Genomic DNA, 22293 nt, shown 5'->3' with positions numbered 1-22293 from the left:
ATGACAAAATTGGTTATTTTTTTTCCACTCATCAGTGCAGTGCGACATTTATCGCTAGCTTATTATCAATTGCTCAGTGGGTACGTATTAGCGATATCTATCACTAAGCCCTAAGCGGATGCTTGAGTAAAATGTCATCAGAATCACGCGAAAGCGTCACCGCGCTGTCATTGTTCTCTTCTAACTTTATCGCTAGTGCAATAAAAGCGGAGATAGTGCATGCGCTCAATGGAATCGATTGCCAAGCTTGATTTGGCCTTTTCACTTTTTTGTCTGCAAAACCGTTTCAGTCAGCCCATTTCTCGCGTTAGCCGAGCGATATCCCATACAGGAGATGGACACTTGTATTTGGTAATAGGGACATTGGCATGGTGGTTAGATGGTGAGGTTGGTCAGCGGTTTTTACTTGCTGGAGTGCTGGCTTTTATGCTTGAGCTACCGATCTACTGGTTGAGTAAAAATCTATTTAAGCGTCGGCGCCCAACTGAGCTTAGTCCATTGATTCCCTCATTTATCACGCCTTCCGATCGTTACAGCCTGCCTTCTGGGCATACTGCGGCTGCGTTCCTCATCGCGACGTTACTCAGTCAATTTTACCCTAGCGTGACAGAATTCGCCTTTATGTGGGCAGGGCTAATTGCTCTGTCGCGCATTTTATTAGGTGTACATTTTCTTACGGATATTGTTTTTGGTGCGTTGCTTGGTTTGAGTTGTGCGAGTGCATCATTGCATTGGTTAGGAGTGCAATAGATGAAGATTCTTTATGGTGTTCAAGGCACTGGCAATGGGCATATCGCGCGAGCGCGAGCGATGTGTTCCGCATTCAAACAACGCGGGATAGCGATTGATTTTCTTTTTTCTGGGCGCGAGGCCAACAAATATTTTGCCATGGATCCTTTTGGTGATTACCAGCTCTGTCGTGGGCTAACGTTTACTGCTGACAAGGGAAAGGTGAGCTATTTTAAAACGGTAATGAGTAACAACCTAAGTTGTTTTTGGCGAGAGGTGACGCAGTTAGATTTGTCTGAGTACGATCTTATCCTCAATGATTTTGAGCCGGTTTCCGCGTGGGCCGCCAAGCGGCAGGGCAAAACGGTGATTAGCATTAGTCATCAAAACGCCTTTCGTTACTCTGTTCCATTGCGTGGGGCGAGTTGGATTGATAAGTGCGTAATTCGTTATTTTGCACCCAGTCGCCGAAACATAGGCTTGCATTGGCACCACTTTGATCAGCCGATTTTACCGCCGATCGTACACACTCAGCCTGAAGAGGTTGAGTCGGATACATCAGTATTGGTCTATCTGCCTTTCGAGAATATTGATGACATTAGTGACTTGTTGTTGCGTTTTTCAAACCAAGCATTTATCTGTTTTCACCCACATATAATTGAGCCGACGCAGATTGAGAATATTCACTTTAATCCACTGAGCTTTGACAAGTTCCACCATTATCTCAATCGTTGCTCCGGCATTATCGCCAATGGTGGCTTTGAATTGCCATCAGAGGCGCTGACACTGGGAAAAAAACTACTCTTAAAGCCGCTTGGTGGTCAGTTCGAGCAACTATCAAATGTAGCAACATTAGAGCAACTCGGCTTGGCGAGCAGTATGGAGCATCTTGATGCTAGTGTGGTACGCCGTTGGCTGGATGAAACTCCGGGTGAGCGTGTGGTTTATCCTGATGTAGCAGGCGCAATTACTGACTGGATACTCAATAAAGAATGGGATAACACGGAGCAGTTGAGGCAGCAATTATGGGGGAAGGTTGATTTTCCGAGTTACGTTATCAATGTTTAGTGGTTTACCTTGTAATGCCTTGAAATAGTTTTTGTTTCATTTATTACCAAGTGTTAATGAGAGGTTTTTAGCTGGTATAAACATCAATTTAGTCTTTTTTATATATATAATTAAAACTTTGATTTAAAAGAAATTCCATTGATTCATACTAAAAATTTATGATCTGTTCTCAATTGATTTGCCAAGCTATATTCAATTAGTCAATAGTCCCAATTAATAAGTAATTATCTGAAAAATGAATAATTCACCTGTTCAATTTGGCTAAGAGTGCGGTTGTTTTCTTAGCTGTTTTTCTTATTAGACTCTTGGGACTCGATCGATGACTGATATCAAAGCCACTGTAACTTCTCCTATTAATAATCGTATGGAGTCTGTGCTGCGTAGCGTAGACCTAAACTTGCTGACTGTGTTTGATGCTGTGATGCAGGAACAGAACATTACTCGTGCAGCACACAATCTAGGCATGTCTCAGCCTGCCGTAAGTAATGCGGTTGCGCGCCTAAAAGTGATGTTCAGTGATGAGTTGTTTATTCGTCAAGGTCGCGGCATCCAGCCAACACAACGAGCAAGACAGCTGTTTGTGCCTATTCGCCAAGCTTTACAGCTGATTCGCAGTCAATTGCCAACCGCGGACTTTGCTCCAGAAACATCTGCACGCCAATTTAACCTCTCATTATGTAGCCCATGTGATATGCGATTTGCTCCGCGCATCTTGTCTTATATCCAAGAGCATGCTCCTCAAGTGAAGTTGCATGTTGATGCTGAATATGATGAGAACATTACGGAACGGATGCGTAACCAAGCACTGGACTTGGTGATTGATTACCGTTGCTTTACAGAGCAAGGCGTACACAATGTTGAGTTATTCAAAGATGAGTTGGTTGTTGTTGCAAGTCAATCACACCCTCGCTTACAGCACGTTATTTCAAGCGACGCACTACTAAACGAGCGACACGCAAAGCTATCTAAAGTCGATGGTCAACAAGGGATCTCTGAGCAAGCATATCAAGGTGTTGATGTCAGCGCTTCTTATGAAGGAGCAAGTTTAAGTAACCTTCTTTACGTGGTGGGGCAATCAGAGTTAATCGCGATCGCACCGCGTTGGATGGTTGAAAATGCAGCCAATAAAGATCAACTGCAGATCATGCCTACACCACTGAGCAATAAGACCATCAGTGGTTACTTGAGCTGGCACGAGTCTAATGAAAAAGACCAAGGACATATTTGGTTACGAGATCGCTTGATGGAAGTTTGCCGCGAAGGCGAGTAAGTTTAAGCGCTACGCAACTGATTGAAATAACGTTGCTTTACGATCTGCTTATTTCTAACTAATTGCTTAAATGACCAAAGTGTTAGTATATAAAAGCCTCGAATGAGTCATCTCTTCGGGGCTTTTTCGTATAAGTTTGATACGTGTCAGTTGCCTTTTTTTGCTTGAAATGTACACTGTGCGCGCAAAAAGGCTTACAGGTGTAAGCTTAAAGGTAGAAAAGATGGCCAATTTAGATTTTCACATCGTTAAACGAATTCGCGAGCAAATTGCAAAAGGTAACCAACGTACTGCACTAAAACACAAAGTTGAAGGTTTGTGGCAAGGCATGAGTTGGGCGCAATTTGGTCAGCAAGTGGATGCTGTGTCCCTTGCATTATTGGCTCAGGGATTGAGAGTCCAAGACAAGATAGGGATTTTCTCTAATAACATGCCACAGTGGACTATTGCGGATATCGCCGCAATGCAATTGCGTGGTGTGACAGTTCCTATCTACCCAACCAACACGGCCGCTCAATCTGCTTATATTTTGCAAAATGCGGATGTCAAAGTGCTGTTCGTTGGTGAGCAGTCTCAGTTTGATGCAGCAGCTTCGATTTTTGAGCAGTGTGAAGAGCTAGAACTTGTAGTGGCAATGTCTAATGACATCGACTTTGGTGATTGCGAGTTTGCACTTACTTGGGATGACTTTATTGCCAAAGGTAATGATGAGTATCGAGCTGAATTTGAACAGCGACTCGCTGATGCAAATTTCGATGATCTTTTCACATTGATTTACACCTCGGGCACGACAGGGCAACCGAAAGGGGTGATGCTGGATTACGCTAACATTGGCGCACAGTTGCAAGGTCACGATGAACGCTTAAGTTTATCTCAGCAAGATGTTTCGCTATGTTTTCTGCCACTTTCTCATGTGTTTGAGCGTGCATGGACTTTTTACGTTCTGTATAAAGGTGCCACTAACTGCTACCTACAAGACACCATGCAGGTTCGCGATGCTTTAAGTGAAGTGCGTCCAACAGTGATGTGTGCGGTTCCTCGTTTCTACGAGAAGATTTTCTCAGCGATTCATGAAAAGGTCGCTAAAGCACCGTTTATGCGTAAGGTGATGTTCACTTGGGCAGTAAACATGGGGGCGAAAATGGCGGTGTGTCATCAAGAAGGGCACAAACCATCATTTATGCTTAAACGTGCCCATAAGTTGGCGGATAAATTGGTGTTGTCAAAGCTGCGTGCCTTGTTGGGCGGTCGTATTAACTTTATGCCATGTGGCGGAGCTAAGCTTGATGAGACTATCGGTCGCTTCTTCCATGCATTGGGTATCAACGTCAAACTTGGCTACGGTATGACAGAAACCACCGCCACAATCTCATGTTGGGACGATAAATGTTTTAACCCAGATTCGATCGGTATGTCGATGCCGGGCGCACAAGTTAAGATTGGTCAAGACAATGAAATTTTGGTTCGTGGTCCAATGGTTATGCGTGGCTACTACAAAATGCCAAAGGAAACCGCTGAGACTTTCGATGAACACGGTTTCTTAAAAACTGGCGATGCAGGTCATATTGATGAGAACGGTAACCTATTTATTACTGATCGCATTAAAGAGCTGATGAAAACGTCAAACGGCAAGTACATTGCACCGCAAATGGTGGAAGGCACGATCGGTAAAGACCATTTTATCGAGCAGATTGCGGTTATCGCCGATACTCGTAAGTTTGTATCTGCGCTGATAGTGCCTTGTTACGACAGCTTGGAAGAGTATGCCAAAGAGCTGAATATCAAATACCATGACCGTGTTGAGTTGATTAAGCACAATCAAATTATTGAGATGCTTGAGAAGCGAGTTAATGAACTACAGAAAGAACTGGCTAAGTTTGAGCAGGTGAAGAAGTTCAAATTGCTGCCAAAAGCGTTCTCCATGGATGATGGTGAATTAACGCCAACTCAGAAGCTACGTCGTAAAGTAATCCACGATAAGTATCAAAATGAAATCGAAGAGATGTACGACGACAAGCACGGTAATAAATAACGCTTGCCGTTATTTCTGACCAGACAAGTCCCCGCATTGGTATGCGGGGATTTTTTTTGCCACAGAGGTGGTGAAAAATTATCCGCCTTTTTTGTCGGGATTTTTGTCATTTGATGCTAACAGTGAGGTGTAACTCTTGTTGTTAAACTGCTTGGTCGTTGTTTTTCAGAATTGTATGGGGATTGGGAGAAAGGTCGCAATAGCATCTTTGAAAATAAAACGTTACATTTGTTGCCGTATCTTGTGTTTTGTTATGACCGAACGCAAGGCATAGAGAAGAAGTGGAAGTCTTTCTATTAGGCTAAAAGTAAGCCCTAGACTATGTGACAACTGCACAGCCATTTGACCAAATAGGCTGCGAGCAGATAAGGAGAACAATATGGCAGCGATGTTGTCCGGTAATGAGATGGTGGTGCAATCTCTTATCGAAGAAGGCGTTGAGCAAATTTTTGGTTATCCAGGCGGCTCCGTTTTGGATATTTATGATGCGCTTCATGCAAAAACCGATCAAATCAAACATGTCTTAGTTCGTCATGAGCAAGCCGCGACGCATATGGCGGATGGATACGCTCGAGCGACGGGTAAGCCGGGAGTCGTACTGGTCTGCTCTGGCCCTGGCGCAACCAATACCATTACGGGTATCGCGACGGCGTATATGGATTCCATCCCAATGATCGTGATTTCTGGCAACGTACCAAACAACTTGATAGGTAACGATGCTTTTCAAGAGTGCGATATCGTTGGGGTTTCTCGACCGGTGGTAAAACACAGTTTTTTGGTCAAAAAAGCAGAAGACATTCCTGAAACGGTTAAAAAAGCCTTTTACATTGCAACGACAGGTCGTCCAGGGCCGGTAGTGATTGACTTGCCAAAGGATGTGATGAACCCGTTGGTGAAGTTGCCATATAAGTACCCTGAAACCATCTCAATGCGCTCATACAAGCCGACAACAAGCGGACATAAAGGGCAGATCAAAAAGGCGCTAAAAGCGCTGCTAGAAGCGAAAAAACCCGTGCTTTATGTCGGTGGCGGAGCGGTGATTTCTGAAGCCGATCAACCGTTGCTGAAGTTGGCTGAAACACTGAATTTGCCAGTGGTCAGTACCTTGATGGGGTTAGGTGCTTTCCCTGGGACACATAAAAACTCATTAGGTATGCTGGGGATGCACGGCACCTATGAAGCCAATATGGCAATGCATGATGCCGACCTAATCTTTGGTGTCGGTGTCCGTTTTGATGATCGGACGACCAATAACCTAGAGAAATATTGCCCTAACGCGCGGATCATGCACATCGATATCGATCCTTCCTCGATCTCCAAAAACGTCAAAGCGGATCTTCCCATTGTTGGCTCAGCCGATAAGGTGCTAGAGGCTATGGTGAATTTGCTGGTGGAGCAAGGGGGAAGTAATGACGAATCGGCATTGAATCGTTGGTGGGATGAAATCCAAACGTGGCGAGACAGGCAGTGTTTGAGTTATGACACGTCATCTGAACGAATTAAGCCGCAGCAAGTGATTGAAACTTTGCACAAGCTTACTAATGGGGACGCTTATGTGGCCTCCGACGTGGGCCAGCATCAGATGTTCGCAGCGCTGTATTATCCATTCAATAAGCCTCGTCGTTGGATCAACTCAGGTGGCTTAGGCACAATGGGATTCGGTTTGCCAGCGGGGATGGGCGTTAAGTTTGCTAAGCCTGATGAAGAGGTGGTGGTGGTCACCGGTGACGGCAGCATTCAAATGAACATTCAAGAATTGTCGACCGCGATGCAATACGATATTCCGGTCAAGATTATCAATTTGAACAACCGATTCTTAGGAATGGTCAAACAGTGGCAAGATATTATTTACCAAGGTCGCCACTCCAACTCATACATGAGTTCCGTACCGGATTTTGCTGCGATAGCAGAAGCGTATGGCCATGTGGGTATTCGCATCGAGACTCCGGATCAACTTGAGGCTGGGCTAAAGCAAGCTCTTGAGATGAAAGATCGTTTGGTATTTGTTGATATCAATGTTGATGAAACAGAGCATGTCTACCCTATGCAAATTAAAGGCGAAGGGATGGATAAGATGTGGCTAAGCAAGACGGAGCGTACCTAACATGAGACATATCATTTCATTACTATTGGAAAACCAACCGGGCGCCCTGTCTCGCGTGGTTGGGTTGTTTTCTCAGCGCGGCTATAACATCGAATCTTTGACGGTATCACCGACGGACGATGGAACACTGTCGCGACTCAATATCACTACTATCTCTGACGACATGGAGTTAGAGCAGATCCAAAAGCAACTGCATAAGTTAATTGATGTACTGAAAGTTCAAGAGGTCACAGAGCTTGAGCATATTGAGCGTGAATTGCTGTTGGTGAAAGTCAAAGCAAGTGGTTTTGCGCGAGCCGAAGTGAAACGAACCGCTGATATTTTCCGTGGACAGATCGTTGATGTCACTGCGGCGCAATATACGGTGCAGTTAACAGGGACGGGAGAAAAGCTGGACGCCTTTATCCAAGCATTGTCTGAAGTGACGGATGTGCTTGAAGTGGCACGCAGTGGCGTCGTTGGGATTGCGCGCGGTGAGCGGGCATTAAAGCCCTAACCTGCCACAAGACTGAAATAAAAAACCACCGCAATCGCGGTGGTTTTTACTGTTATCTTTAGCATAAAGCTTAGTGCAGGATACGTGCTCGAATTGTGCCTTCGATACCTTTTAGCTTCTCTAAGGCTTCTTTAGAGCGCTCAGTCTCTACGTCAATCACAACATAACCAATGTCCGCTGCAGTTTGTAGATACTGACCCGCAATGTTAATCCCTTCTTCAGCGAAGATGGTGTTAATTTGCGTCAAGATGCCAGGGCGGTTTTGGTGAATATGCAGCAAGCGCGAGCAATCACGATGCTCTGGAAGTGCAACTTCTGGGAAGTTAACGCTCGATAAGGTTGAGCCATTATCCGAGTACTTCGCCAGCTTACCCGCCACTTCAACACCAATGTTTTCTTGGGCTTCTTGTGTTGAACCACCTACGTGTGGTGTTAGCAGTACATTGTCGTATTTCTGCAGAGGCGACTCAAATGGATCGGCATTAGTCTTTGGCTCTGTCGGGAATACATCAACGGCTGCGCCAGAAATATGGCCGGCCTCTAATGAATGGCATAGCGCCTCAATATCGACCACTGTACCACGAGCGGCATTGATGAAAATGGCGCCAGGCTTCATACGAGCAAACTCGTCCGCGCCCATCATGTTTTTGGTCTCAGGCGTTTCTGGAACATGCAGCGAGATAACATCACATTTATTGAGTAATTCACTCATCGTCGCAATTTGTGTTGCGTTGCCTAGCGAGAGTTTGTTTTCAATATCGTAGTAGTAAACTCGCATCCCTAGGTTTTCTGCGATGATACCCAATTGAGTACCAATATGGCCGTAGCCAACAATACCTAAGCGTTTGCCGCGTGCTTCGTAAGAGTTATCGGCACTCTTCTTCCAAATGCCTCGATGAGCAAGGGCATTCTTTTCAGGAATACCTCGGAGTAGCAGTAGGATTTGACCGAGAACCAGCTCCGCCACGCTACGGGTGTTGGAAAATGGTGCGTTAAACACTGGAATACCGCGTACCGCTGCAGCATTGAGATCAACCTGATTGGTACCGATACAGAAACAACCAATCGCGACCAGCTTCTCAGCCGCATCGATTACTTGCTGGGATAAGTTTGTGCGTGAGCGTATACCGATGAAATGCGCATCTTTAACCGCTTCTAACAGCTCTTCTTCCGATAAGGAGCCTTTGTGGTATTCGATGTTGGTATAACCCGCTGCCTGTAGTACTTCGACAGAAGAAGGGTGGAGACCTTCTAACAACAGTATTTTTATTTTCTCTTTTTCCAGTGAAACTTTGGCCATTATTTTCGTCCTTAAAATGGGGGAAAGGGGGCTTAACTGGCGCACATGGCTTTAAAAGGGTCAAAACAGAACGTTGAACAACCGCTTTTATTGAGCGCAAACGTTTTCATTGTGCGTCTTCTGCTCATTAAGTTAACAAAAAAAAATTAATTTGGGTAAGAAAATTACGGAATAAAGAATAATTTTTAAGCGAATAAAAGACAAAAGCGGCTCATTGCTGAGCCGCTTGTAATGAAATAACAGAAATATAACCGTCAAATTTGCCTTAACTCAGTGCTAGAAATGGGGTGAGTTAAGGCGCGACGTTAGTTCTACTATTCTTCGATTTTTGCACCGTTTGGTGTGCCTGTAATCACGACGTCAGCCCCACGAGCTGCAAATAGACCAACAGTCACAACACCAGGGATGGCGTTAATGGCACGTTCCATCTCTTTTGGATTGACGATTTCCATATTATGCACATCAAGGATCACGTTGCCGTTGTCAGTGATAACACCTTCACGGTATGCAGGATCGCCACCCAGTTTTACCAGTTCGCGGCCAACGTATGAGCGCGCCATAGGAATCACTTCCACTGGTAGTGGGAACTGACCAAGAATATCGACAGCTTTAGTGTCATCAACGATACAGATAAATTTATCGGCAATAGCTGCGACAATTTTCTCGCGCGTCAATGCTGCACCGCCGCCTTTAATCATATCGCGATGTGCGTTTATTTCATCTGCACCATCAACATAGATATCAAGCTTCATTACATCGTTACAATCAAATACTTCGATACCGAGATCGATGAGACGCTGCGTGGAAGCCTCTGAGCTTGATACTGCACCTTTGATGTCATCTTTGATTGAACCCAGTGCGTCGATGAAGTGATTGACTGTCGAGCCCGTACCTACGCCTACAATGCTGTCTCGCTCTACATACTTAAGCGCCGCCCAAGCCGCTTCTTTTTTCATTTCATCTTGAGTCATGCTCATCTCCTAACTGGATGGAATAGTTAACGTTTGCGCGCGGGATTATATATCATTCCCAGAGCCATATCCTGCTCGGTGTCACTATTTTTGGTAGTGGTACATCCCATGATTCGATGGGTAAACGACTGACATGCTGACAGTCGTGCGCCAAGCCGATGGGTTTGGCTCCCTGACCACTCTGAAACCAAGTCTCTAAGGTGCGATCATAATATCCCCCGCCCATTCCAAGGCGATGCCCCGTTGAATCAAAGGCAACTAAAGGTGTGCAAATGATATCGAGTTTATGCACTGGTTGGATTAAGTACTGTTTGAGCTTAGGTTCAAGAATTCGGTATTGATTCAATACCATTTCAGTATTGGCTTGGTAATGAAGAAAAAGTAGATGACCTTTAGAAAAAGGATGAATAACGGGTAGATAGACCTGTTTGCCTTGTTGCCATAGCCACTTGATGAGTGGTTGGGTATCCACTTCGCCATCAGCACTTAAATAGAGGGCAATATGTTGTGCGTTGGACAGTTCTGGCAAAGTAGAAAATTGTTCGACCAGTTGAGCGCCCGATTGCTGTTGAAACTGTGGGGAGAGTTGTTGTCTGAGTTGGCGAATTTGCTGGCGAAATTCTTGTCTTGAGAGATTCATGCAGATACCCAAATTAAAAGGGTATCGAAGGATACCCCAGAGTGCCGTTGGAGATTTTGACCCTTGAACCAGCTGGTTCAAGGCGGATCAGCAATGATGACCGTAGGCTTCTCGGTGCATGCCGAGCTTGCTCAATAGCCGTCAAGTACTAATCCTTTAGGATTGCTTATCGGCTCAGGGACGTAATCCCACTAACGCACACTCCAGGGTAAATCTGGATTCTTGATTGTACAACACTGAACTCGTTTATCCAGTCGTTCTGCAATCAAGTTAAAATTATTCCGCTATTGGTGACGGCTTTCCTGGCTGTACTTTACTTAGCGCTTCATCAAGTGATGTGTTGAGCTTCTCCATTCGCTCATTGAGTTGCAGTTGCAGCTCTTGTTGTTCATGTGTTGAGTTATCGCGAGTTTCCAAGTCATAGCAGAAGTTCAGTGCCGCGATGGTCAGCAGATGCACCTCATTGGTCACTTTTGTCTTGTCGGTCATATCTTGCAAACGATCATTCAGTCGTTTGGCAGCTTGAAGCAGCGCTTCTTCCTGACCCGCTGGGCAGTTAACTCGGGTTAACTTACCTAAAATTTCAACTTCTACCGCTTGGCTACTCATATCCACTCTACACTTAAATTAAGGTGATAATGCAGACCATCACCGAGGGGGAAACTATAGAAAAAGCCTTGTTAAGATTCAAGTCTTTCCCGTGCAACAAAGCGAAAACAAAGGGCAATCACACAGTAATTGGGCAATTTGTGTAAAAGGCGCTCATTATTAACGCGATGTACATTTTCGCTTATCCTTTGAAGTGGTAGGATTGAGTATTATTTTGCAAAATTAGGTTTATCCATGAGTAACATCACCCTTCCCGATTACTTAACCTTCGCGAGTGAAATGCAGTCTGCTGGCTTGGCGGTGAACCCGTCTGAGCTTCACGGTCTTCTAACTGGCATGTTAAGTGGCGGTCTGAGCTTAACGGATAAAAGCTGGCAGCCTTTGATTTTTGACTATACCAATGAAGGTATGGGATGGCCGGACAAAGCGCTGACGCTTGCGCAGCAAACGTTGGATGCTACGATTAAAGAAGTGACAGGTAGTGACATGGAATTGTCATTACTCTTGCCTGATGAAGAGGCGAGCGCCACTCTGTTTGATATGGCTGACGGTGTTGCTGATTGGGTGAATCATTTCATTTCAGGTCTGGGGTTGGTAGGGACCGACCTCAAGAAAGCGTCTAAGCAAGCGAAAGAAGCACTGAATGATTTAGAAGAAATAGCCAAACTTGGTATTGATGAAGAAGATGACATGCAAGAGCAAGCTTTGCTGCTTGAGCAAGTGATTGAACACGTAAAAGTTTGCGTGTTGACCATTCACGCTGAGTTTGGTCAAAAACCAACTCAGCAAGAGTCTGCGCCAACCATTCATTAATCGGGTTAAAAAGATGAAGCAGTTTGATGTGGTAATTGCTGGTGGAGCGATGGCGGGTATGACGCTCGCATTGGCACTTGATACGCTGTCGAATGGCAAATTACGTGTTGCTGTTGTTGAGCCGTTTCCGGTTGACCATCAAGCTCACCCTGGGTTTGATTCTCGCTCGATAGCGCTCTCATTTGGTACGGTTCAAATATTGCGCCAGTTCGGCTTGTGGCATGATATCGAACCTGTAGCCACAGCGATAAAACACATTCATGTTTCGGATCGTTCCCATGCTGGTATGACTGAAATCGATCATCGAGAGCTTGGGATTCAAGCACTTGGTTATGTGGTTGAGCTGGCGGATGTCGGACGCATCTATCATGACAAAGTTTTGCATTCTCCGCAGATTGAATTGATCACCCCAGATGCCGTCGCGCAAGTTGAGCGCACACAAGATCATAATATCGTGACACTTCAAAGCGGTGTGGCCTTGCAATGCCAATTGCTGGTTGCGGCAGATGGTGCAATCTCTTCATGTTGTGAACAGCTCGGTATTGCGCTGCGTGAACATGATTTCAACCAAGTTGCAGTGATTGCCAATATTCGGACTGAAATGCCTCATCAAGGCCAAGCTTTTGAGCGTTTCACTCAACAAGGCCCGGTTGCTTTGCTGCCGATGAGTGATGGCAGAATGTCATTGGTTTGGTGTGTCAGACCAGAGGTTGCACAGCACATGACTGAACTTGATGACTGTGCTTTCTTAGCGCAGTTACAACAGCAGTTCGGTTGGCGACTCGGTAAGCTGACTCACGTTGGGGCAAGAGCGAGCTATCCGCTACTGCTTCGTTATCGTGAGCAAAATACCTCACATCGCTTTGCCATTGTCGGCAATGCCGCTCAGACTTTGCATCCGATTGCGGGACAAGGTTTTAACTTGGGCATTCGTGATGTGGCAAGTTTGGCTGAGGAACTGATGCACTCATTGGATGACGTTGGTCAATACTCAGTGCTCAGCGCGTTTAAACAACGTAGAGAAGCTGATCGTACTCATACTATTTCGCTGACATCATCGCTTGTTCATCTGTTCTCCAATGATTATTTAACATTAAGAGTCGGACGCAACATCGGTTTAGCTTTGATGGATAATATTCCGCCACTGAAGACCCCATTACTGCAACGAACATTAGGTTTAGTCGCGCGATAGCGCCAAAAAGGATTCAATAGAAAATGATGCAAAGCGTAGATATTGCCATCGTAGGTGGTGGCATGGTGGGTTTGGCGCTCGCGGCGGCGCTGAAAGACTCAGAGCTTAGAGTCGCAGTGATAGAAAGTCGTGCGCCTGATAGTGAGCTAGCTGAACTGCCGGATGTGCGTGTCTCGGCATTGAGTCGTTCGAGTGAGACGATTTTACGCAATCTGGGCGCTTGGCAGGGTATTGTTGATCGTCGAGCGGCAGCCTATATGGCGATGGAAGTATGGGAACAGGATAGCTTTGCTCGGATAGAGTTTGATGCGCAGAAGCTCGCTCAACCGAATCTTGGACATATCGTCGAAAACCGAGTGATTCAACTCGCTTTATTGGAACAAGTGCAGAAGCAGACCAATGTGAGCTTGTTTATGCCTGCCCAGTGCCAAACTATGGCCGTGGGGGAAAGTGAAGTGTGGTTGACGCTTGATAATGGTCAGTCACTGACAACGAAATTGGTCGTGGGCGCTGATGGTGCTAATTCATGGGTTCGTCGTCAGCAAGATATTCCATTAACCCATTGGGACTATGGGCACAGTGCGATTGTTGCGAATGTTTGGACTCAGGAGCCTCATGAAAAAGTGGCGCGCCAGATATTTACGCCACAAGGCCCATTGGCATTTCTGCCGATGGTTGGTAGCCAAATGAGTTCAATTGTTTGGTCAACGGATCCGAGTCGTGCAGAGCGCTTAGTTGCGATGGAGAAAGAAGAGTTCAACAAAGCCCTAACGGCAGAGTTTGGTGCTCGACTTGGGATGTGTGAAGTGGTTGGGGAGCGATTCGCCTTTCCACTTAAGATGCGCTACGCCCGTGATTTTGTGACGGAGCGTATTGCTTTAGTTGGCGATGCCGCTCACACCATCCATCCGTTGGCAGGGCAAGGTGTTAACTTGGGGCTGTTGGATGCGGCGAGTTTAGCCCAAGAGATCCTGGCCGTGTGGCAACAGGGACAAGATATCGGTACCAAGCGAAATCTGCGCGGGTATGAGCGTTGGCGCAAAGCTGAAGCGGCGAAAATGATTGCGGCAATGCAGGGTTTTAAGGATCTATTTGAAGGCGACAATCCGGCCAAGAAGCTCATTCGTGGCATTGGTTTAAAGCTAGCAGGACAATTGCCTGGAGCAAAAGATGAGATCATGAAGCGAGCATTAGGCTTGAAAGGGGATTTACCTGATTTAGCTAAGCAGTCATTCTCATCAACGCAGTCTTAAATAAAACAGGGTTGGCGCGAGCCAACCCTGTTTTTTTGAAATTGGTGATTTTATGCATACGCGCAGCGCAATTTCATAATCTCTTGATTCACTTCTTTGACGGCTTGATAGTGTCTTCGCTCTGCCCTTTCCGGAAGGACAAGTTTTCCATTGTCAAACTCAAACTTACCTACACCATAGATATAGATTCTTCCTTTAAATAGCCGACTTACGTGTTTAGCAATCATACTTGGAGTATAGCGCTTAAACAGTCTCATAAATGTATCCTTCATGTTTAGCAAGCACTGTGATTATACGAATTCCCCGCCGTAAAAAGTGTGATAGTAATGGGGGAATGTGCAGTTATTTGTAACAAATTGGAGAATTGTGTTGCTGTAAGCAAATCTACCGACACATCTCCAAATTAGCGTGACGTTTACCTCATATTTGTTCTGTAGTCGGAACCCAACAAGTTTGACCAGTCTGGTTAGCCAAATCTCTGTTGTTCACTGCTGTAAGCGTAGTACAAAGATACTCAACCATGTTAATAAAAAGTAAAATTAACGCCAAAAAAAAGCCCGCTTCAAGCGGGCGAATAGTCACAGATGCATTACACAAAAAGTGGATAGCGTGAAAACCACTACTCACTTTTTCACCATTAGTACTCCAGTTGTGCAATGAGTTGCCTTAAATTTGGGGGGCTTGTCTCACTGCAATGCTGATGTGCTAACAGTGTTGTCAGAATAGTACAAAAAAACATCGATGACTATTTATGTTTATGTTGTGAATATAAATACAATCTAGTCATACCTCTTGTTGCGATATTAATCGCAACTCGATGTTTGTCTGATGAATGAGATAAGTATGAAATGTGAGTTCTAGCGATGTATTGAGGCGAACATCGGGTGACACAACTCGATTAAATCTTCACACGCTAAAGAGATGCCGGCGAGCTTAGAACCGCTGCTAATGGTGACTTGTTTTTCATCGAGGATGGTGTGATCGAAAATAACAGGCATTGGCTGCTTGAGTAACAGAGGGGTGACTGTGCCGATGGCGTAGCCAGTGATCGCCTCGACCAAACTTAAATCCACACAAGTCATACGACGACAATTTAATACAGCACGTACTTTTTTGGGGTCGACAGAGCGATCGCCAGGCACACAAGCGAGGGCATATTGATCGCCCATATCGCGCAGTAAAATAGCTTTGACCATTTGCGAAGGGCGAATACCTCGTTGCTTGGCAGCATCTTCAATGCTGACAGCCGCCGTTTGATGCATCAGCAGGCGGTACTCCACCTGCTGAATATCGAGGAACTCGGTGACTTGGGTTACAAGGTTATTCGTCATCGAGTGAGTATGGTAATGGTTGAATCGCCCAAATTGACTCAGGTTGATGAGCAAGACGAAGTGGAGTGTCTGCTTCTAGATTGTTGGGTAGCACGACAAGGCCAATGGTTTCACCGTCATTAAAACGGTAATGTGCCATTAATTTACCTGCACTACGCCAGTTCTCACCAACTGCACGTTCTAATTCAGTATGCTCTTCAAGTGCGTTGGCAGCGTGTCCTTTGACGATATACATTGCTCGTTTGTTGATGCCACGATATTTAGCTCGAGCAACAGTCTCTTGGCCTGTGTAACATCCTTTTTTAAAGCTAATTCCGCCCAGAGCTTGTAGATTCAAGGCTTGTGGAATGTGTTGCGTTTGCTCTTCTTGCTCAACAATCGGCAAAGCTGCTTCAATATCAAATCGGCACCAGAGTGACTCAGCAACGCATGTTGCTTGCGCTGACTCGACGAGAGCTACTGCCACATTTTGGTTAAGCACAAGCAGCCAACGTTGCGCATCGATTCGTACCGCAGTGCCGCCTTCAATTGCACGTACGTTGCCTTGTTGCTCACTGAGAGTATCGATCCACTGGTCTGCTTTTTCACCCATCACACCGAGCAGGATGCTATCGCTTTGCTCGATGGTGACTTTGGAGAAAATTGCGTACTTTTTGATTTCAGCAAGCTGTTTTTCTATCGAAGACTTAGGTTCAAACAGTGCGTAACCGTTCTGATGGTGGAAAAGGCGGAAAATAGACCACACTTTGCCTTTGGCGTCACAATGCGCACCAAAAGTCGACTCGCTAGCATCGAGTTGAACCACATCGCAAGTGACCTGACCTTGCAGATAAGATTTGGCATCATCACCAATCAATGTCACTACGCCCCATGAATTGAGATGAGTGAGCATAAGTTCTGGCAGAGTATCGCTGGCTTGGTGCGATAGAGGGGCAAAGTCGTTAAGCCAATCCATAGTGTTTACCTTGGTCGTGTGCTGAAAGACAAATATTAGATCTAATTGCGGTGGTGCTGCAATTATTACATGCGTCGATTCTACGTGTATCGCCAGCAGGTTGATTCTACAAAAATTGTGACACTAGTGTTGCACAGATAGTGGTGGTCAACGTACTTGCTTGTTACACTCGAAATTATAACAACGTATCAGGTGAGGAATGAGAATGTACACCGCAGAAGAAAAAGCGCGCATTAAATGGGCATGCCGCCGAGGTATGTTAGAACTGGATGTCGTCATTATGCCGTTTTTCGAAGAGTGTTTTGATGCATTAACTGAGACAGAGCAACGAGATTTTGTATCGTTGCTAGAGTGTGATGACCCCGATCTTTTTGCTTGGGTAATGGGGCATGGTCGCAGTGAGAACTTAAGTCATGCGTCGATGGTAGATAAAATTGTCGCCCACAACCTCAGCAAAGTTCGTTAAGTTATTTATTCGTTCAAGTCACTTTTCTCAACAGGCCAACGCCAGCATGCTGGTGCTGGCCTGTTGTTTTATGGTGACAAGTCCACTTCCAATCGTTGTCGCGGCTTACTTAATGGTAAAAATGGTTGGGTATGCTTACCAAGAAAACTTTCTCGCTCCGACATTAAGCGGTTCCGTGACCTTCTTTTCTACCGGAGAGGTTGAGATAAACCAACATCGCAGTGAGCTAACAGGGAGATTACTGATCTTGTCGGCTTGGGTGCTTGCGATTCGTTTGGATAAGCGCTGGTATCTAATATGGCGCGATAGCGTGGTGCCAGAGTATTACTGGCACTTGGTCTTGCTACTAAAAAAGGAGCCTTAGGCTCCTTTTCTATTATTTGAGTTTTTCTGGTACCAAGATTGTTGGCCCACTGTTTTCCAACAGATCTGGGTAATCAAGCGTATAGTGCAGGCCACGACTCTCTTTACGTTCCATTGCACAACGCACCATTAGTTCGGCGACTTGCAGGAGGTTACGTAACTCAAGTAAGTTGTTAGAAACACGGAAGTTGCTGTAGTACTCATGAGTTTCTTGCTGCAACATTTGGATACGGCGCAGTGCACGCTCAAGACGTTTATTGGTGCGCACAATCCCCATATAGTCCCACATAAACAGACGCAGTTCATGCCAGTTGTGCTGGATGATCACTTCTTCATCGCTGTTGCTGACTTGGCTCTCATCCCAACATGGCAGTGCAGGTGGCATCGCAACGTCTTGGTGGTTGCGAATAATGTCACTGGCAGCCGCGGCCGCATACACCACACATTCAAGCAGCGAGTTAGACGCCATGCGGTTGGCACCATGCAGACCCGTGTAGCTCACTTCACCAATGGCATAAAGGTTTTGCAAGTCAGTGCTGCCCGTTTTATCCACCATCACACCGCCACAGGTATAGTGGGCCGCTGGAACGATTGGAATCGGTTCTTTGGTCATATCAATGCCCAAGTCCATCAAACGAGTGTAGATGGTTGGGAAATGCTTCTCGATAAACTCGGCAGGCTTATGACTGATATCAAGGTACATACAGTCAGCACCTAGACGTTTCATCTCATAATCGATGGCTCGAGCAACGACGTCACGAGGAGCGAGTTCTGCACGCTCGTCAAAGTCCGGCATAAATCGAGAACCATCAGGACGGCGCAGGTAAGCACCTTCACCACGTAGGGCTTCGGTTAGCAGGAAGTTACGCGCTTCTGGGTGGAAAAGGCAAGTTGGGTGGAATTGGTTGAACTCAAGGTTTGCAACACGGCAACCAGCGCGCCAAGCCATTGCAATACCGTCGCCAGAAGAGACATCAGGGTTAGAGGTGTATTGGTACACCTTAGATGCGCCACCTGTCGCCAGTACGACAAATTTGCTGCGCACAGTTTCGACATGCTCTTGGTTGCGGTTCCATATGTAAGCACCCACGACTTTTTTATTGTCGCCACCGATTTTATCCTCAGTAATGAGGTCAAGCGCATTGTGGCGCTCTAATACGGTGATATTAGGATGATTATGAACATTATCTTGCAGAGATGTTTGCATTGCCATACCGGTTGCGTCAGCGGCATGCAAAATACGGCGGTGACTATGACCACCTTCGCGCGTTAAGTGGTAGCGAGGTTTTTCATCACTGTCATTTTCAACACGGTCAAAGGGTACACCACCATCGATCAGCCATTGCACACATTCTTTTGCGTTCTCTGCGATGAACTTAACAGTTTCTTCTTCACAGATTCCGCCACCGGCAATTAACGTATCTTCAACATGAGAATCGATACTGTCTGACTCGTCAAAGACGGCTGCGATACCGCCTTGAGCGTAATAGGTTGCACCTTCACTGCGTGGTCCTTTACTTAACACAATGACTTTGCCGTGCTCGGCAACACGCAACGCTAACGATAGACCGGCAGCACCACTACCTATCACTAACACATCACACTGATGTTCACGGTTTGCGTTCATAAAAGTTTTAAAATCCTGAGTTATCGTAGAGTGGTGTCACTCCACCGAAGTCAAATCGGTAACAATAATAACACTCCATACACCGTAATTGTGTTTTATTGTCATTGCTTTTCGCTCACATCGTCCTCACAATCTAGCAAAAGACGACATTGACTTATCACTTCCTTAAGAAAAAATGAAAATTGTTTGAACTTTCATTTTTTTACTTGGTCACAATAGTGCTCAAGTAAGCAGTGGTGTCAATACTACATTTTGCATAATTAATATTCATACCTTGTTTGAGGTAAGAATTTAAAACAATAGGAGTACCCGCTCGAATGAACGAGCAACTGACCGATCAAGTATTAATTGAGCGAGTTCAGAATGGAGATAAGCAAGCATTCAATTTATTAGTTTTGAGGTATCAAAACAAAGTCTGCAATCTTATTTCTCGTTACGTAAGCAATCCGGGAGACGTGCCTGACGTAGCGCAAGAAGCATTTATTAAAGCTTATCGAGCAATACCTAGTTTTCGCGGTGAAAGCGCATTTTATACTTGGTTGTATCGTATTGCTGTTAATACTGCGAAGAACCACATAGTGGCACAAAGCCGTAGGCCTCCAGCGCAAGATGTGGACACTGAAGAAGCTGAATATTACGAAAATGGCAGTGCATTGAAAGAAATATCGAACCCTGAGAACTTAACGTTGTCCAAGGAATTGAAGCAAGTAGTTTTCAGTGCGATAGAAGCACTACCTGATGATTTAAAAACTGCGATGACTCTACGTGAACTCGATGGTTTGAGTTACGAAGAGATTGCCGAAGTTATGGATTGCCCAGTAGGAACAGTACGTTCGCGTATTTTCCGTGCACGTGAAGCGGTGGAGAAAAAAATCCAACCTCTTCTGCAACGCTAGTAGCAACTTTTTAATGGTGAAAATAATGGCTGACAAAGAGAAACTTTCAGCACTCATGGATGGAGAGTTGGTCGACAAAGCTTTTATAGCAGAGCTAGAGAGTGACCAACAAGGCTTAGAAGCTTGGAAGAACTATCATCTTATTGGTGATGTGCTTCGTGGTGAAGCTCCAGCAAAGCCTGAGTGGAATATTGCTGAAAGCGTTGCTTTAGCGCTAGAAAATGAACCGGCTCATACTCCGTTTAGTACCGATAATGTCACAAATATCAATGATGCTCGTATAGAGTCTCAACCGAAGCCAAGAGTGGCTGCGCTACACTTACCAAACTGGCTAACACAGTTTGGGCAAGTGGGTATTGCTGCGTGTGTCTCTTTGGCAGTGATTTTAGGGGTGCAGCAACATGGAAGCAGCGCAACTACTGAAGCTGATCAGCTACCAGTACTGCAAACTGTGCCTTTTGCTGGTAGTGCGGAGCCTGTTAGCTTAACGCGTGAAAGTGTTGAGCAAGCGCCGAAGAACAGTCTCAATGTACAAGAACAGCGTCGTCGTATAAATGCGATGCTGCAAGACTATGAACTTCAACTAAGACTCCACAGTGGAAACGCAGTAGATCTTAATGTCGACCCAGATACGGTAGTTGAATGAAAAAATTCCTGATCAGTGCGCTGACACTGTTCAGTTTGACTTCTCCAATGGCCTTTGCAGACGAAAAAGCTGCAGAGGCTTTGTTGCATCAAATGAACGAAGCCAGTCAGCAACTTAATTATGAACTGTCTTACATCCTGATTAAGAAAAACAGTATTGAACCTTTGCTCTATCGTCATGCTCGTGGCGAGCAGGAGCATTATGCACATCTCGTCTATCTCAGCGGTCCCGTTCGCGAGGTGATTCGTCGCGGTAACGAGGTGAGTTATATTGAGCCGGGTGTCGAACCTTTTACCATTGAATCGGGTGAAATGGTGGCGCCGACTATACCGCTTTTAAACTCAGATGCAGATGAACTGAGCGAGTACTATGATTTTATTAAAGTCGGCCGTGCTCGTGAAGCGGGGACCGCATGCCAAGTTCTGCGCGTCGTACCTAAAGATGGTTTGCGTTACAGCTATATCCTTTGGGTTGATGAAAAAACCAAGCTGCCGTTGCGAGCAGACTTGATCGACCGCGATGGTGAAGTTCTCGAACAGTACCGTACGATTGCTTATAGTGTGAGTGACCGTCTGGTCGAAATTATGAGTGGCTTGAAGAACGTCAAGCTGCCGCAAGTGATCTCGCTGCCGAAAGCTCAAGAGCGTGAGTCATTTTGGACAGTGAGTTGGATTCCGAAAGGGTTTGAGGCGAAAGAACTCAATCGTTATCGGATGGGCGTGACCGATAGAATGGTTGAAAGTCAGATGTACAGTGATGGTTTGTTTAGTTTCTCCATCTATGTTTCACAACGTGACGATCATTCCTTGAAGGGGCAAATCGTTCGCCAAGGTCGCCGGACATTACACTCTTACGTCCGTGGAGATGCTGAAATCTCGGTGGTCGGCGATATTCCGCCTGAAACCGCGAAACGTATTGCTCAATCAGTTACGATAAACGCACCAACAGAGAAGTAAACTTATGATGACGGCATTGGCCACCGTTTCTGCGGTGACCCAAAAATCATCAGGGTATGATGTTGAACTGAGTTGTGAGCAGCAGACAAGCTGCTCTAGCTGCTCATCTCAAAAAAGTTGTGGAACCGGCATTGTCTCTAAAGCAGTGGGTAAAAAAATACTGCATTGGCAATTGTTTACCCAACAAGCATTAAGCGTAGGACAGGTCGTTGAGATTGGTATGGCGGAAAAAAGCCTGCTGCAATCAGCGGCGATCGTATATTTAACGCCTTTGTTCGCTTTGATTGCTGGCGCCGCTTTAGCCCACCTATGGATTGCCCCTTGGCTTGGGTTAGGTGAAGGCGTGGTAATCTTGCTATCAGCCTTGTTTGCTGCTGGGGGAATCGCCTTAGCCAAACGCCTTGCGGGACGCATCGAGCGACAATCTTCGCAACAAGTCATATTATTAAGAGTATTGGGAGAACCTATCCAGTGAAATCCTCAAGTGACTTGGGGATCAAAATTGGATAGAATCTGCCAACTTGATTGAAATGCCGTCAAACGACGGCTTTCTTATGTCCTATTTTACAGAGTTTA

Annotated in this window: 23 protein-coding genes and 1 other RNA gene; 15 read left to right on the top strand and 9 right to left on the bottom strand. The window is 45.6% G+C overall.

Features of this window, described 5'->3' with window-relative positions:
• The first annotated feature begins 219 nt into the window (after nucleotides 1-219).
• The 6 genes from GZK95_RS12565 (at nucleotide 220) to ilvN (ending at nucleotide 7699) form a co-directional block, all read left to right on the top strand.
• A complete protein-coding gene (locus GZK95_RS12565; RefSeq protein WP_075713411.1) occupies nucleotides 220-750 on the top strand; it encodes a phosphatase PAP2 family protein in 531 nt (176 codons plus the stop codon).
• Nucleotides 751-1797, top strand: a complete 1047-nt coding sequence (locus tag GZK95_RS12560) for an MJ1255/VC2487 family glycosyltransferase (protein ID WP_075713413.1) — start codon at nucleotides 751-753, stop codon at nucleotides 1795-1797.
• A gap of 319 nt (nucleotides 1798-2116) precedes the next feature.
• Complete coding sequence (gene leuO / locus GZK95_RS12555; RefSeq protein WP_075708883.1) at nucleotides 2117-3067, top strand: transcriptional regulator LeuO; 951 nt, start codon at nucleotides 2117-2119, stop codon at nucleotides 3065-3067.
• Between the two features lie 223 nt (nucleotides 3068-3290).
• The gene (locus GZK95_RS12550; RefSeq protein ID WP_075712933.1) at nucleotides 3291-5099 is read left to right on the top strand and encodes an AMP-dependent synthetase/ligase; all 1809 of its coding nucleotides are present in this window, start codon (nucleotides 3291-3293) and stop codon (nucleotides 5097-5099) included.
• A 379-nt stretch (nucleotides 5100-5478) separates the two neighbouring features.
• On the top strand, nucleotides 5479-7203 hold the full coding sequence (locus tag GZK95_RS12545) for an acetolactate synthase 3 large subunit (protein WP_075712935.1): 1725 nt from the start codon (nucleotides 5479-5481) through the stop codon (nucleotides 7201-7203).
• Between the two features lies 1 nt (nucleotide 7204).
• Nucleotides 7205-7699, top strand: a complete 495-nt coding sequence (gene ilvN, locus GZK95_RS12540; RefSeq protein WP_075708886.1) for an acetolactate synthase small subunit — start codon at nucleotides 7205-7207, stop codon at nucleotides 7697-7699.
• Nucleotides 7700-7769: 70 nt separating this feature from the next.
• On the opposite strand, the gene serA is transcribed toward ilvN, so the two are convergent.
• From serA to GZK95_RS12515, 5 genes are all read right to left on the bottom strand, one after another.
• Nucleotides 7770-8999, bottom strand: a complete 1230-nt coding sequence (serA, locus tag GZK95_RS12535; RefSeq protein WP_075708887.1) for a phosphoglycerate dehydrogenase — start codon at nucleotides 8997-8999, stop codon at nucleotides 7770-7772.
• A gap of 314 nt (nucleotides 9000-9313) precedes the next feature.
• Complete coding sequence (gene rpiA / locus GZK95_RS12530; protein ID WP_075708888.1) at nucleotides 9314-9970, bottom strand: ribose-5-phosphate isomerase RpiA; 657 nt, start codon at nucleotides 9968-9970, stop codon at nucleotides 9314-9316.
• A 52-nt stretch (nucleotides 9971-10022) separates the two neighbouring features.
• A complete protein-coding gene (locus GZK95_RS12525; protein WP_075712937.1) occupies nucleotides 10023-10610 on the bottom strand; it encodes a 5-formyltetrahydrofolate cyclo-ligase in 588 nt (195 codons plus the stop codon).
• Nucleotides 10611-10639: 29 nt separating this feature from the next.
• Nucleotides 10640-10823, bottom strand: a non-coding RNA gene (gene ssrS / locus GZK95_RS12520) — 6S RNA.
• Nucleotides 10824-10886: 63 nt separating this feature from the next.
• The gene (locus GZK95_RS12515; RefSeq protein WP_075708889.1) at nucleotides 10887-11219 is read right to left on the bottom strand and encodes a cell division protein ZapA; all 333 of its coding nucleotides are present in this window, start codon (nucleotides 11217-11219) and stop codon (nucleotides 10887-10889) included.
• A gap of 234 nt (nucleotides 11220-11453) precedes the next feature.
• Here GZK95_RS12515 and GZK95_RS12510 point away from each other — a divergent pair, with 234 nt between their 5' ends.
• Genes GZK95_RS12510 through GZK95_RS12500 form a run of 3 tightly spaced genes read left to right on the top strand, consistent with a single transcriptional unit; the run spans nucleotide 11454 to nucleotide 14477 of the window.
• The gene (locus GZK95_RS12510) at nucleotides 11454-12032 is read left to right on the top strand and encodes a YecA/YgfB family protein (RefSeq protein ID WP_075708890.1); all 579 of its coding nucleotides are present in this window, start codon (nucleotides 11454-11456) and stop codon (nucleotides 12030-12032) included.
• Between the two features lie 13 nt (nucleotides 12033-12045).
• The gene (gene ubiH / locus GZK95_RS12505) at nucleotides 12046-13224 is read left to right on the top strand and encodes a 2-octaprenyl-6-methoxyphenyl hydroxylase (protein ID WP_075712939.1); all 1179 of its coding nucleotides are present in this window, start codon (nucleotides 12046-12048) and stop codon (nucleotides 13222-13224) included.
• Nucleotides 13225-13247: 23 nt separating this feature from the next.
• On the top strand, nucleotides 13248-14477 hold the full coding sequence (locus tag GZK95_RS12500; RefSeq protein ID WP_075708892.1) for an FAD-dependent 2-octaprenylphenol hydroxylase: 1230 nt from the start codon (nucleotides 13248-13250) through the stop codon (nucleotides 14475-14477).
• Nucleotides 14478-14527: 50 nt separating this feature from the next.
• Here the strand turns inward: GZK95_RS12500 and GZK95_RS12495 are convergent, their stop codons facing one another.
• The 3 genes from GZK95_RS12495 to ygfZ form a co-directional block, all read right to left on the bottom strand.
• Entirely contained in the window at nucleotides 14528-14734 is a 207-nt protein-coding gene (locus GZK95_RS12495) for a DUF1107 domain-containing protein (protein WP_075708893.1), read from the bottom strand.
• A 600-nt stretch (nucleotides 14735-15334) separates the two neighbouring features.
• On the bottom strand, nucleotides 15335-15808 hold the full coding sequence (locus GZK95_RS12490) for an aminoacyl-tRNA deacylase (RefSeq protein ID WP_075712941.1): 474 nt from the start codon (nucleotides 15806-15808) through the stop codon (nucleotides 15335-15337).
• Complete coding sequence (gene ygfZ, locus GZK95_RS12485) at nucleotides 15798-16763, bottom strand: tRNA-modifying protein YgfZ (RefSeq protein WP_075712943.1); 966 nt, start codon at nucleotides 16761-16763, stop codon at nucleotides 15798-15800. Before ygfZ ends, GZK95_RS12490 begins: the two co-directional genes overlap by 11 nt.
• A 205-nt stretch (nucleotides 16764-16968) precedes the next feature.
• Between ygfZ and GZK95_RS12480 the strand changes: the two genes are divergently transcribed.
• Nucleotides 16969-17229 (top strand): FAD assembly factor SdhE, encoded by a 261-nt coding sequence (locus tag GZK95_RS12480; protein ID WP_075708896.1) that lies wholly within the window; start codon nucleotides 16969-16971, stop codon nucleotides 17227-17229.
• On the top strand, nucleotides 17198-17593 hold the full coding sequence (locus GZK95_RS12475) for a hypothetical protein (protein WP_075712945.1): 396 nt from the start codon (nucleotides 17198-17200) through the stop codon (nucleotides 17591-17593). Before GZK95_RS12480 ends, GZK95_RS12475 begins: the two co-directional genes overlap by 32 nt.
• 12 nt (nucleotides 17594-17605) lie before the next feature.
• Here GZK95_RS12475 and nadB read toward each other — a convergent pair whose 3' ends face one another.
• On the bottom strand, nucleotides 17606-19219 hold the full coding sequence (gene nadB, locus GZK95_RS12470) for an L-aspartate oxidase (protein ID WP_075708898.1): 1614 nt from the start codon (nucleotides 19217-19219) through the stop codon (nucleotides 17606-17608).
• 317 nt (nucleotides 19220-19536) lie between these two features.
• On the opposite strand from nadB, the gene rpoE reads away from it, so the two are divergent.
• From rpoE to GZK95_RS12450, 4 genes are read left to right on the top strand one after another with little or no spacing between them, the layout of a single operon-like run.
• A complete protein-coding gene (gene rpoE / locus GZK95_RS12465) occupies nucleotides 19537-20115 on the top strand; it encodes an RNA polymerase sigma factor RpoE (protein WP_075708899.1) in 579 nt (192 codons plus the stop codon).
• A gap of 25 nt (nucleotides 20116-20140) precedes the next feature.
• The gene (locus GZK95_RS12460) at nucleotides 20141-20761 is read left to right on the top strand and encodes a sigma-E factor negative regulatory protein (RefSeq protein WP_075708900.1); all 621 of its coding nucleotides are present in this window, start codon (nucleotides 20141-20143) and stop codon (nucleotides 20759-20761) included.
• The gene (rseB, locus tag GZK95_RS12455; protein ID WP_075708901.1) at nucleotides 20758-21717 is read left to right on the top strand and encodes a sigma-E factor regulatory protein RseB; all 960 of its coding nucleotides are present in this window, start codon (nucleotides 20758-20760) and stop codon (nucleotides 21715-21717) included. The genes GZK95_RS12460 and rseB overlap by 4 nt, the downstream gene beginning before the upstream one ends.
• A gap of 4 nt (nucleotides 21718-21721) precedes the next feature.
• Nucleotides 21722-22192, top strand: coding sequence for a SoxR reducing system RseC family protein (locus GZK95_RS12450; protein ID WP_075708902.1), 471 nt, complete (start codon nucleotides 21722-21724; stop codon nucleotides 22190-22192).
• The last annotated feature ends 101 nt before the right edge of the window (nucleotides 22193-22293 follow it).

It is taken from the genome of Vibrio panuliri, from assembly GCF_009938205.1.
Classification (GTDB): Bacteria; Pseudomonadota; Gammaproteobacteria; order Enterobacterales; family Vibrionaceae; genus Vibrio; species Vibrio panuliri.
Note: the sequence above shows the minus strand (reverse complement) of the source record. Positions and strands in the feature narration are given on the sequence as shown.